Raw genomic sequence first — 15,630 nt, 5'->3', positions numbered from 1 at the left:
CCCAGTTTCCGGGCGCGACTAGTAGTCGACTTGTAAACCGATGCGGTTGTGCACGGCGGTGATCCACTCTCGGCATCCGCAGCGGCGGGCGATGCGTTCCGCGGCGGCGTAGTGCTCGGCCGCCCGGTCGGGCTTGCCGAGCAGCGCCGCGAGGTCGCCGAGCACGGTGTCGACCGGTCCCACGGCGTGCGCGCCGGTGTCTGCGCCGGCGATCTGGCCGGTGTAGGTGCGCAGCTGCTGGTACACCTGCGCTGCTTCGGCACGTTGTTCGAGACCCGCGACGGCCATACCGCGCACGGTGAGGAACAGCGAGCGGAAGAAGTCGGTACGCAGCGGGCGGCGCGCCAGCGTCGCCGCTCGTGCGCCGCGCCGGTCACCGGTCGCCAGCAGCGCCAACGCGAGCGGGTCGGCGACGAGCTCGTTGCCCGAACTTCCGAGTTGGGCGAACATTTCGGCGAGCAGCGGTGCGAATTCGCCGACCCGGCCTTGCGTGAGACGGATGGTGACGAGGGCGATCAGCTGGATGCCGTCCGAATCGAAGACTTTGTGGCGCACGAACAATTCGTGGGCCTGCTGATAATGCTCTTCCGCCGCTTCGAGATTCCCCGTCAGGTGGGCGATAGTCGCGCGGCCCATGATGTTCGCGGCTTGGGCCTGACGCCACTGGTAGCGGTCGGCCAGCAGGGTCGCGGCCGCGAGTTCGGTGTTCGCGCGGTCTACGTCGCCACGGGCCGCGGCAACTTGGAATGCGGCGTTGCGGCCGATCAGCGCGAAGGCGGGAAGATCGTTGTCCTCGCCGAGGCGGATCAACTCGGTGGCGAGCCGTTCCCGATCGGCGAGCGGAATTGATGTGTCGTACACCGAGGTCCGCGCCTGCAGGGCCAGCCCGAGCAGTCCGGGATCGCCCAGTCCACGTGCCAGCGCTTCGGCTTCCTCGGCCGCCTCGCGTGCTCGTTCGTGCACCTCTCCGCCGATCTCGCGGACCAGTGCGACGAGGAGCCTGCAGCGCGCCTGCGGCGTGAGCCCGGGTGTCCGCAGCGCCTCGTCGATGGAGGCAACCATTCGCTGGTCGACGGACCCGTATGCGCGGTTCAGCCAGGGAGTCGGCGTGTCCCATGCGGTGAGCGCCCCGATGAGTAATTCGGGGGTATCGGCCGCCGACACCGCGCGGTCGCGTGCATCGCGAGCCGGCAGGCCGGCGCCTGCGGCGAGGTGGCTCCTGCTCATACGCGAAAGCGCGGCGACCCGCTCGGCCGTCGTGTCCGCGCCGGTGATCCGTTCCAGCGCGATGACGGCGCGACCGTAACTTTCGGCCGCGACATCGTGGGCGAATCGGCGTTCGGCCTGCTCACCCGCCGCGCGAGCGTAGTCGGCGGCCCGCCTTGCCGTCGTCGCGGTGAGCGCCTCTCCGAAATGGTGCGCGAGCGCCGACAAGTCGTCCGGCCGGGCCCGCTCGATCGACTCGGCGATGCGCAGATGCCAGCGGCGTCGTCGTATGCGGGACAGGTCACCGAGCAAGGTGTCGCGGACAAGCGCGTGCGTGAAGCGCGCGTGGTCGGGACCCGGTTCCTCGAGCAGTCCGGCGAGCACGCCTGCCTCCACGGCATCGAGGACCATATCCTCGTCGATTTCGGCCGCGCCGATCAGCACGTCGATGTCGAATTCGCGCCCGATCACCGCGGCGAGGCGCAGGATCGACACGCTGACCTCGGGTAGCCGTGCAAAGCGCCGGCGCAGCACGTCGCGGACGCCTTCCGGTACCTCCGACGTCGCCACGAGCGCGCCCTCACTGGCGAGCAGACGAGCACTTTCAGTGAGGTAGAACGGATTTCCGTCGGTGCGTTCGGTCAATGCCTCGATCGTTGCCCGATCGGGATCGTGTCCCGATACCGACCGGATGAGAACCGCCGCATCGTCGAAACCCAAGCCGCGCAGGCGTATCCGCGCTGCGGTCGCGGTGGCGAGCGAGGCGAGCGCGTCTTCCAGAGGCATCCCGATCTCGTCGGGACGGTAGGTGATCACGATCAGGATGGAGGCTGATTTCGCCACGCTGCCGAGCAGGGTTACCGTCTCGGAGTCGCCGCGGTGCAGGTCGTCGAGAAATACCGCGAGCGGTTGCTGCCGTGCCGCCTCGTCCAGGTACGCGCCCACGGCGCGATGCAGTAGGAATCGCCCGACCGAGGCATCGACGCCGAACTTGCGGCGCCGGTCGGCGAGCAACGGCTCGAGCGGCTCGGCGTATCGGCCGGGATCGACCGTGCCCGCGAGCTCACGCAGCGCCTCCACCCAGGCCCACGCCGGTGGTGCGCCGTCCTCCTCGGGACAGCGGCCCGTGACCACGCGCCAGCCGCCGGCCGCCAGTTCGGCCCGAAACCGCTGCAGCAACCGGGATTTGCCGCTGCCTGCTTCCCCGATCACGGCCGCGACACGAGGTGCGCCGCTCGCCCGCGCCGCTCGCCGCAGCTCATCCAGTTCCCTTGTCCGGCCGATGAATTCGGAATGCACCGCCGCGGGCTCGGGTGTCGGGGACGGAAACGAAACCGGTGCGGGTAGATCGACGGGGATGCGTTGCGCCAGCAAATCGGCCTCGAGTTGGACCAGGGCAGGGCCCGGGTCGATGCCGAGTTGGTCCGCGAGTACGTCACGTGCGGCACGTAGCGCGGCGAGCGCGTCCGCTTGTCGTCCGGCATGAAACCGCGCCAGCGCCGAAATGCGCCACGCCTCCTCGCGCAGCGGATGCGTACTCGTCAACGCATCCGCTTCCGCGGCAGCGGCGGTCGGGTCACCGAGTTCGACCAGTGTCGCGGCCAGTCGCTCGCGCGCGGCCAAGCGTAGTTCCTCGAGTCGGTTCGCTTCGGGCTGTGCCCACGATTCGTCGCTGAACTCGGCGAATGCCGGGCCGTGCCATCGGCTGAGTGCCTGTTCGAGGCCGCGTCGTCGTTCGGCGGGATCCGTTGGCGCGTTGCGTAGTTCGGCCTCGAACCGCCAGGCGTCCACCGCCTCGGGGTCGAGCCGCAACGCGTATCCCGGCGCCTGGCTCACCAGCACGGTGGCCGGCGAGCGGGGCAGCCGGTCCGGCTCGAGGAGCTTGCGCAAGTGCGAAATATAGGCCTGCAACGCGCCGAGTGCGCGCGGCGGCGGCTCACCGCGCCAGAGATCGTCGATCAGCCGGTCGATCGGTACGACCGCGCCGCGGGCCACGACCAGAAGGGCGAGCACACCGCGCTGGCGTGGGCCGCCGAGATCGACGCTGCCGCGCTCCGTCTGCGCGGCCAGTGAGCCGAGCACCTGAATCCGCACCATGACCGGCCAAGTCTATTGCAAGTGCGCTACAAGCGGATCGACACATAGTGAGAGCATGAACACCGCGACCCAGACCACCGAACGCCCCGATACGGCTGACATGGTGCTTGTCCACAATGCCTTCCGCCGCCATTTCGACGCGCTGCCCGGCCTCGTCGGCGACGTCGCCGACGGCGATACCGCCCGCGCGGGCCGCCTCGTCGAGTTCCTCACCGAACTCGACACCGGCCTGCATCACCACCACAGCGCCGAGGACGAGCTGATGTGGCCACTGCTGCTCGGGCGGGCGCAGACCGATGGCGCACTGATTCTGCGCATGGAGGAACAGCATGAGCGGATCGCCGAACTGATCGCCCGCGCGAATAGGCAGGCCGAGGAATTCGCCGCCTCGCCGCATCCTGAGGCGCGCGGGCATCTCGTGGCCACGCTGTCCTCGCTCGCCGCTGCTCTCGACGAGCACATGGCCGAGGAGGAGGCACATATCCTGCCGCTCGTCGGACGTGTCATGACCGCCCGCGAATGGGCTGCGCTCGGCGAACGAGGACGCGCCGCCGTGCCCAAGGACCGGCAGTTGGTCTTCCTCGGCTTCATGCTGCAGGGGGTACCGCACGCCGAACGCCGAAAGTTCCTCGCCGACATGCCGTTCGCCGCCAGACTCGCCTGGCGTCTGCTCGGCAGTCGCGCCTTCGCCAAGGAGTACCGCTCGATCTATGGGACAGATCCCGAATAAACACCTTGCGTCACAATGGATCGGCACTCGGCCACAACACCGATATCACTGCCTCGGACAGATCCGGCAATCGGTGTGTCGGCGAACGCGCCGCGGCCGGGTCTCGATGATCCTGACCTCGAACCGGAGCCCCGGTGGACTGGTATCCGCTGTTCCCGAATCCCGTTGTCGCCGACTCGCTTCTGGACCGGCTCATCGACACCGGCCACCAAGTGTTCATGAACGGACCGTCCTACCGACTCAACAAACGGCCCGGCACCAAGAACGAACCCGGGACAGCGAAGAAGGAGGCCGGGTAGGACATCACCGAGGACTTACCACCTGCCCAACTACGTGACCGGAGGCGCCGGCTTCACTGAACTACTGTTCCGGTCCCTCGACTGCGCGATCAGCGGCAATACGGTGCACTCGAGGGCAGTGGGCGTCTGGCGTTTCGCTGGACGTATCACGAGCGCGGCGTGCACACTGGCGCTATGCAGGCTGCCTACAAGAGCGCGCGTGGTCAGCGCGCGGTCCAGCAGTGGTGCGCGGAGGTCATATCGCGAGCGAACTTTCCGCTGACCACTACGGCCGTCGACACCAGCGTCGGACGGATTCAGCTCACCTCTGCGGGAGCCGGAACGCCACGAATCGTGGTGGTGCCGGGCACCGGATTCAATGCCGCGGCGGCCTTGCCTTGGCTCCAGACGTTTTCGGCCCATTGGCGGACCGTGATCGTGGATCTTCCCGGTCAACCCGGTCTCAGCGACCCGCGCCGACCAAGCAGAGCCCGGCTGCCCTGGTACGGCCGGGTGCTCGATGAGGTCCTGGCCGTCGCGCAGCTGGATGATGTTGTGCTGGTGGGTAATTCGCTGGGCGCGGCAGTGGTTCTCGCCGCCGGCTCGGCTCGCATCACGGCACGAGCATTGATTTCCCCTGCCGGTTTTATCCGACTCACCGTAGACCCGAAAGTCGTGGTGGCTTCAGCCATTTGGATGCTACGTCCCAGCACCCGACACACGCGCGACATGTTGCGGTGGTTCGTCGCTCCCGGCCAGGAACCACCTGAGACCGAGGTGGAATGGATGACTCTCATGGCTGCCAGCTGTCGCACCACTTTGGCCCCACCGCCGCTGCCGGCGGATTTGCTGGCCGATCGCGCCGATCGGCCCTGCGTGGTCGCTGTCGGCGAGCACGACCGGTTCCTGCCACCTCGCCGACTGGCGCCGGCAGTCCAGCGCACCATGAATGTCGATCTACGCATCATCGCTGGCATGGGGCACCTGACCACCCCGGCTCATCTCGATGAGATGGTGACACTCGTAGCCGAGGTTGCCGCCCCGCGGCCAGGCGGTGGGTGAGCGGGCGGGATTCCCTCGCCGCCCACCCCCTGTAGGTTATCCAGCGAGTTCGGCCACGTCGGTGACCGTTTCCGGTTCGGCGAGCACCTGGACCGACCCCCACCGACAGCTGGACCACAAGGAATGACGCCCACGGCACCAACGAAAAGTCCCCGGTCAGGTACAGAGCTTTCTCCTACCCAATACTCGAGCACAGGCGTACAGCGGAACAGCGCAGATCATTTCATTCCCCCACCGACTTCCTTGCCGCGACAGACTCCTGGTAGATGTCGGCATAGGTCCGTGAGTCTTTTATCAGGTCATCGCAGAAAGCTGCGACATCATCGCCGATGAGTTCCATGACTCCTTTGTCGGCTGCGACCCCTTCCTCGAAGAAATCGACAATCCCCGAGAGCAAGTTCCCGTCGACCAGCTCGACCGGCCCGATCTTGAAAAAGTATTTTTGAATCTCCTTGTAGACAATCTGATAGTCGGGTGGGAGCGCCTTGACCCGCGCCATGTGCGCTCGCCACTCTCTCTTACCATCGATGATGTCGCGGATGCCCACCTTATCCTCCTAGCCGGCCCAGTTTCCTGGCAACGTTCTTGTTCAACTGGTCGCGCCACTTGTCGTGATAACTCTTGGCCCCTTCTGCTCCAGCAATTGCCGCACAGAAGCCTTTGATGTCATCGCCCAGTGCCTCGTGGACACTTTGTCCCTCTGACGCCGTCACCTCTATGAACCCTAGAGTTCCGTCGAGAATCGGCATCAAGTTGCGACCCGTGAAGCCCGAGTAGGGGAAGAGATGGATCTGGATCTCTTCCCACGCCGCTTGATACTCGGCCGGGAGGGCCTTGGCCCGAGCATCGAACGCTTGGTATTCCCTGGTGAGATCGCTGCCTGTGATTGTCTCCCAGAAGTTCATTTATCATTTTCCTTGAGCTCATTGATGCGTGATGAGACGTATTCCCATTTCGCCCAGAATGTCGCGAGCTCTTTGCGTCCCGCGTCGTTGAGTGCGTAAAATTTGCGTGGCGGACCGACCTCGGAAGCTTGCTTTGAAACATCGACCAGTCCGTTTTTCTCCAACCGCAGCAGGATGGCGTAGACCGTCCCTTCGATGACATCCGCGAAACCGAGTTCATTCAGTCGGCGTGTGATGGCGTAACCATATGTCTCCTCGGTATCGATAATTTCGAGGACGCAGCCTTCGAGCGTACCTTTCAGCATCTCAGTCAAATTGTCCGTAGCAACCCCTCTTTTCGATAGAAATACGCTACTCAGTACTGCTGAGTACTAGTAGACTGTATCACAGAGTAGTCTTTGGGGCTACCTCTCCCGACTCGGAGGCGGTCGTCGCGGAGCGGCCGTGGATCGCGGCGGAGGAGCGGCGGGGCTTGCGACGGTCGTGGAGATCGCCCTTATCGAGCATCGGCGGCGAGCTTGATCCGACCTTCCGGGTGGCATCCTTTCCGGCGGCTGATCGCTACGTGATTTCGGTCCGCGGAATCCCCGACGATGCCGCCGAGACCCGTTGCGCGGCAATGTGGTCGAGGCGGCTGCGGACAGCGGGCTCGAACTGTGCACGTGTCGGATACCGCTCGGGGATTACACCTCGATTTGGGAGCCCATGATGACGGTGCTGTCGCGGGGCAGGCCGAAGTATTCGGCGGCGTCGGCGGTGATGTAGGAGGTGGCGATGAACAATCGTTTGCGCCACATGGCCATGGTGGGCGCGGTGCCGCGTCGCAGTTCGATCTTCGAGAGAAAGTACGACGCCTGGTCCAGATCCAACCGTCCCTCGGTCTCGGCGGGATCGACGCCGGCCAGCGCTCGTGGCACATCTGGAGTCTGCATGTAGCCGAAGCGGGCGGTGACGTGGATGATGCCGTCGTCGGCGTAGCCGAGGTGATCGACGCTGACGCATTCCGCGGCCGGTATGCGGGGTACCGGTTCGGTCTGGATCGCCACGATCACCACATGTTCGTGCCGGACGTGGTTGTGCTCGACATTGGCGCGCATGGCCAGCGGTGTGGTCTGTTTGCCGCGATTGAGGAAGATGGCCGTGCCGGGCACCGTCAGCAACTCCGGTTTCCCGCTTTGGATTTTGTCGATGAACTCGCGCAGTGATCCTTCCCGGCGTTCCCGCTCGGCGGTGACGATCCGCCTGCCCCGCTGCCAGGTCGTCATGACGGTGTAGGCCGTGACACCGATCAGCACCGGCAGCCAAGCCCCGTGCACGAACTTGGTCATGTTGGCCGCGAGGAACAATAGATCCACCAGTAACAGCGGGGCCGCGCCGATACCGATCAACCACCACGGGGTGCCCCATTTCACATGGGCGACATAGAAGAACAGCAGGGTGGTGATGGTGATCGTCCCGGTGACCGCCATACCGAACGCGAAGGCCAGGGCGGTCGAGCTGCGGAAGGCGAAGACCAGGGTGAGTACCGAGACCATCAGCAGCCAGTTGATCCACGGCACATAGATCTGTCCGATGGTGGATTCGGAGGTGTGCGCGACGCGCAGCCGCGGCAGGTAGCCGAGCTGGGCAGCCTGGGAGGCGACCGAGTACGCACCGGTGATCACCGCTTGCGAGGCGATCACCGTCGCGGCGGTCGCCAGAATGACCAACAGTAGTCGTCCCCAGCCGGGCGCGAGTAGGAAGAACGGGCTGCTGATACTGCCGGCGTCGGCCAGGATCGATGCGCCCTGTCCGAGGTAGCTCAGGATGCAGGCGGGGAATACCAGGATCAGCCAGGCGCGGGTGATCGATCGTCGGCCGAAGTGTCCCATGTCGGCATAGAGCGCTTCGGCGCCGGTGACGGCGAGCACGACCGCGGCAAGGGCGAAGAACGCGGTGCCGAAGTGGCCGAACAGGAAACCGAGCGCATAGGTGGGGGACAGCGCTTTCAGGATCTCCGGGTGATCGATGATTCCGGTTATCCCGCACGCGCCGATGGTGACGAACCAGACGATCATCACCGGGCCGAACAGTCGACCGACGGCAGCGGTGCCATGGCGCTGCACCATGAACAGTGCCACGATGATCACGGCCGTGATCGGCACGATGAATTCGCCGAGCGAGGGGCGCACGACCTCGAGACCCTCGACTGCGGACAGCACCGAGATCGCGGGGGTGATCATGCTGTCGCCGAAGAACAGGGAGGCGCCGAAGATTCCGAGCGCCGAGAGCATAAGGGCCACCCGTCGCCCCTGCGGGGCACTCCACCGGCGCAGCAGCGTGATCAGCGCCATGATGCCGCCCTCACCCTCGTTATCGGCACGCATGGCGAGCAGGACGTAGGTGACGGTGACGATGATCATCACCGACCAGAAGATCAGTGACACCACCCCGTACACATTGTCCCGGCTGACCGGGACCGGATGCGGATCTTCTGGGTTGAACACCGTTTGCAACGTGTAGATCGGGCTGGTCCCGATATCGCCGAACACCACGCCGAGTGCTCCGACCACCAATGCCGGCCGCGTCGAATCGTGGACGCCCGCACCATGATCCGGTGCGGGACCAGCACTCGGTGTGGTGACGGATGAGGTGTCGGCCACGGTAGTCCTCCTCGGCGCGGGCTGCTGATCGGATGCTCGCGCATCGTGGCGGACACTACCGGCCGACCATCGCTTCGCAAGCCGTCCATTCCCGCCGACACTGTGTCGAAGCCTTGTGCGGCCTGCCCCGGCACCTTGTACGGAGGAGATCCAGCGCCGCGTCCGCATTCCCGAACTCGTGATCGATGGGTTATTGCTCGCCGAGCGCGACATTTCCGGCTGGGCTGCGTGACGTGCGCATCCTCTCGGCAGTTCGGATCCGTTTCGATCTCCGACAGCTCACCATGCTCGGGCGGTGTCGATATCGCTCGAATCCGGCGGGACGTGTTCACCGATGTCGTACCGGGTCGGATTGTTCGTAGAGCACCGTCCAAACCTGCAGGCTCGACAATGCCGCGACCGCCGCCTGACCGCGTCCGGTGAGTCGTATGACGGAGGTGTCCGCCGGTGGCTGGTCCCAGCTGCCTTCCGGATCGGCCAGGATCAACCCGTGGGACGCGAGCACGCGCAGCGCCGCCGCCGGGGCGCGACGTGCGCCGGTGACAGCTGCGGTCAGCTCGCTCACCGACTGCGGTCGATGGGTGAGGGCGTCGAGGACCTCCACGACGAAGCGGTGGCTGACCAGCGCGCGCAAGGTGTCGAGGTCATCGGGCCGGTCGAGCATCAGCAGTGGTATTCCCTTCCAGGGCAGCGGGCAGCAAACGAAGCTAACTCGGTTGAATGGCCAGGTAAGACCCTCTTGATGGGCTTCTTCCGGTATGTCGGCAATTTTTTACGATATTCCTACGGTCTGTCCGGACTCGGCGTGTCGCTCGGCACTTACGCTGATTCATCGTGGTTTCACCGATCGACATCGCTAAGCGAGTTGTGCTGGGGCGCCCGTTTCGCAGCGATCGGCTCGGTGAGACGTTGCTGCCGAAGCGACTGGCGCTACCGATCTTCGCCAGCGACCCGCTGTCCTCTGTCGCGTATGCGACGCAGGAGATCCTGCTCATCCTCACCCTCGGCGGGCTCAGCTATCTGTATTTGACGCCGTGGGTGGCCGGTGGTGTCGTGGTGCTGCTCGCCGTGGTCGCGCTGTCGTATCGCCAAGTGGTGCAGGCATATCCGTCCGGTGGCGGCTCCTATGAGGTGGTCGCCGCGAACCTCGGTCCCATCCCCGGTTTGGTGGTCGCGGCGGCGCTGCTGGTCGATTATGTGATGACCGTGGCGGTGTCGGTCGCGGCGGGCGTGGACAACATCATTTCCGCGGTCCCCGACCTGAATCCGCACCGGGTGCTGATCGATATCGGGTTCATCGTGGCGCTGACCGCGATGAATCTGCGCGGGGTCCGCGAATCCGGCCGGGCGTTCGCGGTGCCGACCTACGGATTCGTGGTCGGTGTGATGGCAATGGTCGCCTTCGGATTGGGCCAGGCGTTGCTCGGGCACGCGCCGGTCGCCGAAAGCGCGCATTACCAGATCCATGCCGAGCATGTCGGTTTGAGTGCGGCCGCGGTGGCGTTCCTCGCGCTGCGGGCATTCTCGTCCGGTTGCACCGCGCTGACGGGTGCGGAGGCGATCTCCAACGGGGTACCCGCCTTCCGGAAACCCAAGGCCCTGAACGCGGCCCGCACCATGACCGCGATGGGTGTCCTCGCCATCGCCATGTTCTCCGGAGTGACGGCACTGGCGATGATCTCCCACACCAGGGTCACCGAGAACACCTGCGACCTCATCGGCTTCCCAGGCGACTGCCACACCGATGCCCAAAAGACCGTGATCGCGCAGGTCGCCGCAGCCGTTTTCGGCAACAACAGCGTCGCCTTCTACTACCTGATGGTGACCACGGCACTGATCTTGATCCTGGCCGCCAACACCGCCTACAACGGGTTCCCGCTGCTGAATTCGATTCTGGCTCAACACCGGTACATGCCCCGCCAACTCCACACCCGCGGCGACCGCTTGGCCTACTCCAACGGCATCATCCTGCTCGCGGTCGTCGCGGCCGCGCTCATCTACGCATTCGACGGGCAGACCACCCGCCTCATCCAGCTCTACATCGTGGGCGTGTTCACCTCGTTCACGCTGTGCCAGACCGGCATGGTCCGGCACTGGAATCGCGAACTACGCAGTGCCACAACATCGGCGCAGCGACTACGCATCCACCGCGGCAGACTGATCAACGCGTTCGGAGCCTGTTTCACCGGCGTCGTCCTGGTCGTCGTCATGATCACCAAGTTCAGCCACGGCGCCTACCTTGTCGTCATCGCCATGCCGCTGCTGGTGCTGGTGATGTACCTCATCCATCGCCACTACACGAACGTGCGCGCCGAACTCGACATCGACCCCGACGACACCCCCACCCTGCCGGGCCGGGTCCACGCCATCGTGCTGGTCTCCGGCTGGCACAAAGCAACCCAGCGCGCCGTGCAGTTCGCGCGCGCCACCCGTCCCGACACCATCACCGCCATCACCGTCAATGTCGACGACCCTGAAACCCGTGCCCTGGCCCAGGATTGGGAACGCCAGGACGTCGCCATCTCGCTCAAGGTGATCGAATCGCCCTACCGCGAAATCACCCGCCCCGTCATCGAATACATCAAAAGGGAACGCCAATCCCGCCCCCGCGACGTCGTCAGCGTCTACATCCCCGAATACGTCGTCGGACACTGGTGGGAAAACCTGCTCCACAACCAGAGTTCGCTGCGACTCAAAGCACGGTTGCTATTCGAACCCAGCGTCATGGTCACCAGCGTTCCCTACCAACTCCACTCGTCCCGAACCCGCGACCCATCCAAGATCGCACACAGTCCCGGCGAAATCCGCCGCGGAATCACCGGCCCGAATTGAACCTATCCCCACATCCACCAGCTGGCAGACGACTTCCCATCGGATCAACCGAACCGGGCTCTGCGGCCGGGCGCAGTGCTCAGATGAGGTGAGCCGAAGCGCCTCGCCGCAGGTCGCGCGGTGACGCACCGAACCGGCTGCGGACCATCCGGCTGAAACTCGCAGGATCGACAATGCCGCAGGCGGCCCCGATCTCGGCGATGGAGTCGCGCCGGTGAGCTGGGGAGATGAGCAACTCCAGCGCTGTGCGCAGTCGCTGTTCGCGAATGAACGCGGCCACGGTCCGTGATTCCGTATCGAAGAGTCGATGCAGGTAACTCGGAGAAATCCCGCAGGCTGCGGCGACCGTCCGGGGTGAAAGGTCCGGATCGGCCAGGTGTTGCTGGATGTGGGCGCGTGCCAGCACGCGGAACATGGATGCGTCGAAGGACGGCTCGTCAACGGCGATCAGGGGTCGGACAGTGGCCAGCAGCGAGTCCTGGATCGCGCTCGCCTGGGTCGGCCCCAGCGCCTCGCGACCGGACATCACGAAGGAGCTGATCAGTCGTCGAGCGACGATGCCGGCACCGGTGAGGGCCGACCGGGGCCTGATGGTGCAGTCGCGGAGTGTGGCCTCGGGAAGGTCCAGCCGGTTCTTCGGCAGCAGCACGATCGTGTAGTCGAAGTCGTCATGCGTGCGGAAGTCGAAGGGCCGGCTGCTGTCGTAGAAGGCGAAGTTGCCGGCCTGCAGCGCCGCGCTCCGACCGTCCTGCTCGACCACTGTGCTCCCGCGGTTGACGAAGACGATGTTGAGCTGTTCGGGATCGCCGCCTCGCAGGATGTCCTGCTCCCGGCGCTGGAATCGGTGTTCGGTGCCAGCGACGCGACGTACGTGGGTGTCGGCGAACTCGACGGCCCGGATTCGCCCCTGCAGGTTGCGGTTCGCGGGCGTGACGAGCAGCGGCACGAAGTGATCACACACCTTCTCGTGCCAGTAGTCGTACCGCTCGTTGGCCGGGACGAAACGGGTGTCGACGTCCATGGAAAGAGTCAACCATGTGGTCTACGTCGTGGTGTTTCTTCGAGGTTGATTTTCTTGTCATTGCGTCTACAAACATTGACGCATTGGCCCCGGCTCCCTGAGAGTCGGAAGCGTCGGGTCTCGATGGAAAGGCAACGAAGATCACTGAGGTTCAGGACCGGAGCCTGTTCAAGCCGGAGTACGTTCGGCTTTACGAGCAGCTGTGCTCGGCCATTCTCAGCGGCCAGCTGGCACCGGGCTTCCGGCTCCCGTCGAGTCGACAGTTGGCTCGGGACCGGGGCGTGTCGCGCAATACCGCCCTGGCCGCCTACGACCAGCTGATCGCAGAGGGATACGCCGAGACGCGAAAGGGATCGGGAACCTACGTGGCCCGGTCCATCCCGGACCGCATCACCAGGCCCCGGAGGATCGTCCGCACCCCCCGCCCGACCCACGCCGAACTCTCCCGGCTCTCCGAACCCGCACTTCGAGCCGACCCGGTCCCGACCGGTCTTTCGGACAGGGGACGGCTCCTGTCCGACCTGCCGCGGATGTCGATCGCCGAGCTGCCGGTCGAGGTCGCCGGCGGAACCGCCTTTCGGGTCGGATTGCCGGCGCTGGATGAGTTCCCCGTCGCCGGATGGACCGATATCCATGCCACCGCTGCGCGGTACCCGACGGTCCGGATGATGCGCTACCACGATCCGCTGGGCGATCGCCGCCTGCGCGAGGAGATCGCCGCCCATCTGGCCACCGTCAGGGGGATCGACTGTTCACCGGATCAGGTGATGGTCGTGAGCGGCTCCCAGCACGGCGTCGACTTGGCCGCACGCGTCCTGCTCGACCCCGGCGACGCGGTGTGGTTGGAGGACCCCGGCGACCTCGGCGCCCGTGCCGCTCTCGCGGCAGCCGGTGCCGACATCGTTCCCGTTCCGGTCGATGCTGACGGGCTTGACGTCGCGACCGGAGTGGCACGCAGGCCGGCGGCCCGGATGGCGTTTGTGACCCCGTCCCACCAGTTCCCAATGGGTGTCACGATGTCGCTGGAGCGTCGCCTGGCGCTCCTCGAGTGGGCGGCGCGAACCGGAGCTTGGATCGTCGAGGACGATCAGGACTGCGAGTTCCGTTACGAGGGCCGCCCGTTGGCCGCATTGAAGTCCGTCGACGAGAACCACCGTGTCGTCTACGTGGGGACGTTCAGCAGGACGATGTTCCCGGGCCTGCGGCTGGGCTACCTCGTGCTGCCGCCGGAGTTGATGAACGCGTTCGTCGCAGTACGGCTCAGCACGGACGTCCACCGCGGCACCGTAGATCAGGTCGCCATGACCGAGTTCATGGCGCGCAGGGGGTTCGCCCGCCATCTGCGGCGGTTGCGCAAGACCCATGGCGAGCGGCGAGGACTCCTGGTCTCCGAGCTCGCGCAGCTCATCCCGGAGCTCACTGTCCTGCCCTCGCACGGCGGCCTCCATGTGGTGGCCCGGCTCCCGAGTGACCACGACGACGTTGCGGCGTCACGCGCGGCTGCGGCGCGCGGCATCCACGCCTGGGCGCTCTCGACCCACGCGATCGAGAACCGGCAGGCCCCCGCGCTGTTGCTGGGCTACGCCGGCGTCAGACCGTCCCACATGACCGGAGCGGTGCGCGTACTCGCAGAAGCTCTGCGTGATCCGAAGGAGAGACATGACTGAAGAAGGAGAGACAATGACTGAAACCGAATCTACCCAGGACGCCCCCAAGTGGCGTGTGGAGGTGTCGAAAGCATGCATCTCGTCAGGGATCTGTTTGGCGATCGCGCCCAACCACTTCGAGTTCGTCGGCGTCCGCGCGCGGCCGACGGCTGGCCTGGTCCACGACGCCGAGCACGCCGCGCTCCTCATGGAGGCCGCAGATGACTGCCCGATAGGAGCGATCTCAGTGGTCGAGGAATAGGTGTGGTCGAGGAATAGGTCCGATAGCGAACGGTCCGGCAGCCCGCAACGTTGCGGGCTGCCGGACCGGGCTCAGTTGGCGACCACGAAGAGCTTCTGGGAGTACTCGAGGATCCGCCAGGTCGTTGTCGCCCCCTGGTTGAAGGAGACGACGTCGCCCGGCCGGATCTCCACCACGGCTCCGTCGGGGTACTCGACCTCGACCCTGCCATGGATCAGATAGAGCGTCTCATCGCCCTCGAACGTGTAGGAGAAGGTCTGCGGCTGCGACCGCCAGAAGGCGACGACGAGTGGGCTTCCATCGGACCCCGACTGCCGAAGGTAGTGGACCTCGCCCACCGGCACGTCGCCGACAAGAAACGGCTCCCAAGAGCCCGGATCGGGTCCCGACTGGACGAACGGGGACTCTGCGCCGGCAACGTCGGTCATCAGGCTGCGCCGGCGCTCTTGGCGGCCGGCCAGTGGATTCCGACGCTCTCCATGCCCGCCATCACGTCCATCTCGGGGTTAGCCATCAGAACGTCCTTGAACGACGGGCTTCCGACGACCACCGACTTGAACGAGCGAAGGAACTCGTCGATCTCCTTCGCCTCTCGCGCAGGGAGGTCGAACTCGGTATACGCCGGCGTCACGATATCGTCGAAGAGTGCATCCCAGTACTCCTCGGTGATACCCATGCCACGGTGCGCTGTGGCCATATCCGGTCCGGTGTAGGTGTGGGGGCCACCCCAGTGCTCACCGAGGAACTCCACGAAGCCTGCGATCTCCTCCTGCACCTCGGCCTGGGTCTTGTGGTTCCAGATGTGTCCGATCGTCGGGTTCAGCATGGCCCGCTGCACCAAGGTCCGGGCCAGGAACTTGATGGTGTCCAGGCCACCCAGCCGGTAGTAGAGGCTCGTCTCGTCTGTCATCTGCCTACCTTCACTTTTTAGGGTTGATGTGTGGTACAG

General features: G+C 65.4%; 14 protein-coding genes and 2 pseudogenes. 7 read left to right on the top strand and 9 right to left on the bottom strand.

Annotated elements, in window-relative coordinates; genetic code table 11:
• Positions 1–18: 18 nt before the first annotated feature.
• Positions 19–3,303, bottom strand: a complete 3,285-nt coding sequence (locus tag ACQPXH_RS27070; protein ID WP_433599291.1) for a BTAD domain-containing putative transcriptional regulator — start codon at positions 3,301–3,303, stop codon at positions 19–21.
• Between the two features lie 55 nt (positions 3,304–3,358).
• Here ACQPXH_RS27070 and ACQPXH_RS27065 point away from each other — a divergent pair, with 55 nt between their 5' ends.
• The 3 genes and pseudogenes from ACQPXH_RS27065 to ACQPXH_RS27055 all read left to right on the top strand — a co-directional run bounded on the left by ACQPXH_RS27065 (position 3,359) and on the right by ACQPXH_RS27055 (position 5,373).
• Entirely contained in the window at positions 3,359–4,033 is a 675-nt protein-coding gene (locus ACQPXH_RS27065) for a hemerythrin domain-containing protein (protein WP_433599290.1), read from the top strand.
• 106 nt (positions 4,034–4,139) lie between these two features.
• Positions 4,140–4,332: pseudogene (locus ACQPXH_RS27060) on the top strand (ATP-binding protein); the annotation flags it as partial.
• Positions 4,333–4,491: 159 nt separating this feature from the next.
• A complete protein-coding gene (locus tag ACQPXH_RS27055) occupies positions 4,492–5,373 on the top strand; it encodes an alpha/beta fold hydrolase (protein ID WP_433599289.1) in 882 nt (293 codons plus the stop codon).
• 223 nt (positions 5,374–5,596) lie between these two features.
• Here the strand turns inward: ACQPXH_RS27055 and ACQPXH_RS27050 are convergent, their stop codons facing one another.
• The 5 genes from ACQPXH_RS27050 to ACQPXH_RS27030 form a co-directional block, all read right to left on the bottom strand.
• On the bottom strand, positions 5,597–5,920 hold the full coding sequence (locus ACQPXH_RS27050; protein ID WP_433599288.1) for a DUF1048 domain-containing protein: 324 nt from the start codon (positions 5,918–5,920) through the stop codon (positions 5,597–5,599).
• Between the two features lies 1 nt (position 5,921).
• Positions 5,922–6,278: a DUF1048 domain-containing protein gene (locus ACQPXH_RS27045; protein ID WP_433599287.1), complete on the bottom strand. Its 357-nt coding sequence runs from the start codon at positions 6,276–6,278 to the stop codon at positions 5,922–5,924.
• Positions 6,275–6,583 carry a PadR family transcriptional regulator gene (locus tag ACQPXH_RS27040; RefSeq protein WP_433599286.1) on the bottom strand — a complete coding sequence of 103 codons (309 nt, stop codon included), beginning with the start codon at positions 6,581–6,583 and terminating at the stop codon, positions 6,275–6,277. The genes ACQPXH_RS27045 and ACQPXH_RS27040 overlap by 4 nt, the downstream gene beginning before the upstream one ends.
• Positions 6,584–6,961: 378 nt before the next feature.
• Complete coding sequence (locus tag ACQPXH_RS27035) at positions 6,962–8,830, bottom strand: potassium transporter Kup (protein ID WP_433603593.1); 1,869 nt, start codon at positions 8,828–8,830, stop codon at positions 6,962–6,964.
• A 418-nt stretch (positions 8,831–9,248) separates the two neighbouring features.
• Positions 9,249–9,584 carry a winged helix-turn-helix transcriptional regulator gene (locus ACQPXH_RS27030; RefSeq protein ID WP_433599285.1) on the bottom strand — a complete coding sequence of 112 codons (336 nt, stop codon included), beginning with the start codon at positions 9,582–9,584 and terminating at the stop codon, positions 9,249–9,251.
• A 170-nt stretch (positions 9,585–9,754) separates the two neighbouring features.
• Between ACQPXH_RS27030 and ACQPXH_RS27025 the strand changes: the two genes are divergently transcribed.
• Positions 9,755–11,752 carry an APC family permease gene (locus ACQPXH_RS27025; RefSeq protein ID WP_433599284.1) on the top strand — a complete coding sequence of 666 codons (1,998 nt, stop codon included), beginning with the start codon at positions 9,755–9,757 and terminating at the stop codon, positions 11,750–11,752.
• A 79-nt stretch (positions 11,753–11,831) separates the two neighbouring features.
• Here the strand turns inward: ACQPXH_RS27025 and ACQPXH_RS27020 are convergent, their stop codons facing one another.
• Positions 11,832–12,773 carry a helix-turn-helix domain-containing protein gene (locus ACQPXH_RS27020; RefSeq protein WP_433599283.1) on the bottom strand — a complete coding sequence of 314 codons (942 nt, stop codon included), beginning with the start codon at positions 12,771–12,773 and terminating at the stop codon, positions 11,832–11,834.
• 140 nt (positions 12,774–12,913) lie between these two features.
• Here ACQPXH_RS27020 and ACQPXH_RS27015 point away from each other — a divergent pair.
• The 3 genes and pseudogenes from ACQPXH_RS27015 to ACQPXH_RS27005 all read left to right on the top strand — a co-directional run.
• Positions 12,914–13,129 (top strand): annotated as a pseudogene (locus tag ACQPXH_RS27015) (GntR family transcriptional regulator); the annotation flags it as partial.
• A gap of 174 nt (positions 13,130–13,303) precedes the next feature.
• A complete protein-coding gene (locus ACQPXH_RS27010; protein WP_433599282.1) occupies positions 13,304–14,440 on the top strand; it encodes a PLP-dependent aminotransferase family protein in 1,137 nt (378 codons plus the stop codon).
• Positions 14,441–14,453: 13 nt separating this feature from the next.
• Positions 14,454–14,681, top strand: a complete 228-nt coding sequence (locus ACQPXH_RS27005) for a ferredoxin (protein WP_433599281.1) — start codon at positions 14,454–14,456, stop codon at positions 14,679–14,681.
• Positions 14,682–14,752: 71 nt separating this feature from the next.
• Here ACQPXH_RS27005 and ACQPXH_RS27000 read toward each other — a convergent pair whose 3' ends face one another.
• Both ACQPXH_RS27000 and ACQPXH_RS26995 read right to left on the bottom strand, forming a co-directional pair.
• Positions 14,753–15,109, bottom strand: coding sequence for a cupin domain-containing protein (locus ACQPXH_RS27000; protein ID WP_433599280.1), 357 nt, complete (start codon positions 15,107–15,109; stop codon positions 14,753–14,755).
• Positions 15,109–15,591 (bottom strand): group I truncated hemoglobin, encoded by a 483-nt coding sequence (locus ACQPXH_RS26995; RefSeq protein ID WP_433599279.1) that lies wholly within the window; start codon positions 15,589–15,591, stop codon positions 15,109–15,111. The genes ACQPXH_RS27000 and ACQPXH_RS26995 overlap by 1 nt, the downstream gene beginning before the upstream one ends.
• Between the last annotated feature and the right edge of the window lie 39 nt (positions 15,592–15,630).

It is taken from the genome of Nocardia sp. CA-135953, from assembly GCF_050955735.1.
Classification (GTDB): Bacteria; Actinomycetota; Actinomycetes; order Mycobacteriales; family Mycobacteriaceae; genus Nocardia.
Note: the sequence above shows the minus strand (reverse complement) of the source record. Positions and strands in the feature narration are given on the sequence as shown.

What these genes read in the sequence shown, in the direction of transcription:
- ACQPXH_RS27020 (WP_433599283.1), bottom strand. Translation starts at nt 12,773, where the DNA reads ATGGACGTCGACACCCGTTTCGTCCCGGCCAACGAGCGGTACGACTAC.
- ACQPXH_RS27010 (WP_433599282.1), top strand. Translation starts at nt 13,304, where the DNA reads ATGTCGATCGCCGAGCTGCCGGTCGAGGTCGCCGGCGGAACCGCCTTT.
- ACQPXH_RS27030 (WP_433599285.1), bottom strand. Translation starts at nt 9,584, where the DNA reads ATGCTCGACCGGCCCGATGACCTCGACACCTTGCGCGCGCTGGTCAGC.
- ACQPXH_RS27005 (WP_433599281.1), top strand. Translation starts at nt 14,454, where the DNA reads ATGACTGAAACCGAATCTACCCAGGACGCCCCCAAGTGGCGTGTGGAG.
- ACQPXH_RS26995 (WP_433599279.1), bottom strand. Translation starts at nt 15,591, where the DNA reads ATGACAGACGAGACGAGCCTCTACTACCGGCTGGGTGGCCTGGACACC.
- ACQPXH_RS27045 (WP_433599287.1), bottom strand. Translation starts at nt 6,278, where the DNA reads ATGAACTTCTGGGAGACAATCACAGGCAGCGATCTCACCAGGGAATAC.
- ACQPXH_RS27040 (WP_433599286.1), bottom strand. Translation starts at nt 6,583, where the DNA reads ATGCTGAAAGGTACGCTCGAAGGCTGCGTCCTCGAAATTATCGATACC.
- ACQPXH_RS27070 (WP_433599291.1), bottom strand. Translation starts at nt 3,303, where the DNA reads ATGGTGCGGATTCAGGTGCTCGGCTCACTGGCCGCGCAGACGGAGCGC.
- ACQPXH_RS27000 (WP_433599280.1), bottom strand. Translation starts at nt 15,109, where the DNA reads ATGACCGACGTTGCCGGCGCAGAGTCCCCGTTCGTCCAGTCGGGACCC.
- ACQPXH_RS27065 (WP_433599290.1), top strand. Translation starts at nt 3,359, where the DNA reads ATGAACACCGCGACCCAGACCACCGAACGCCCCGATACGGCTGACATG.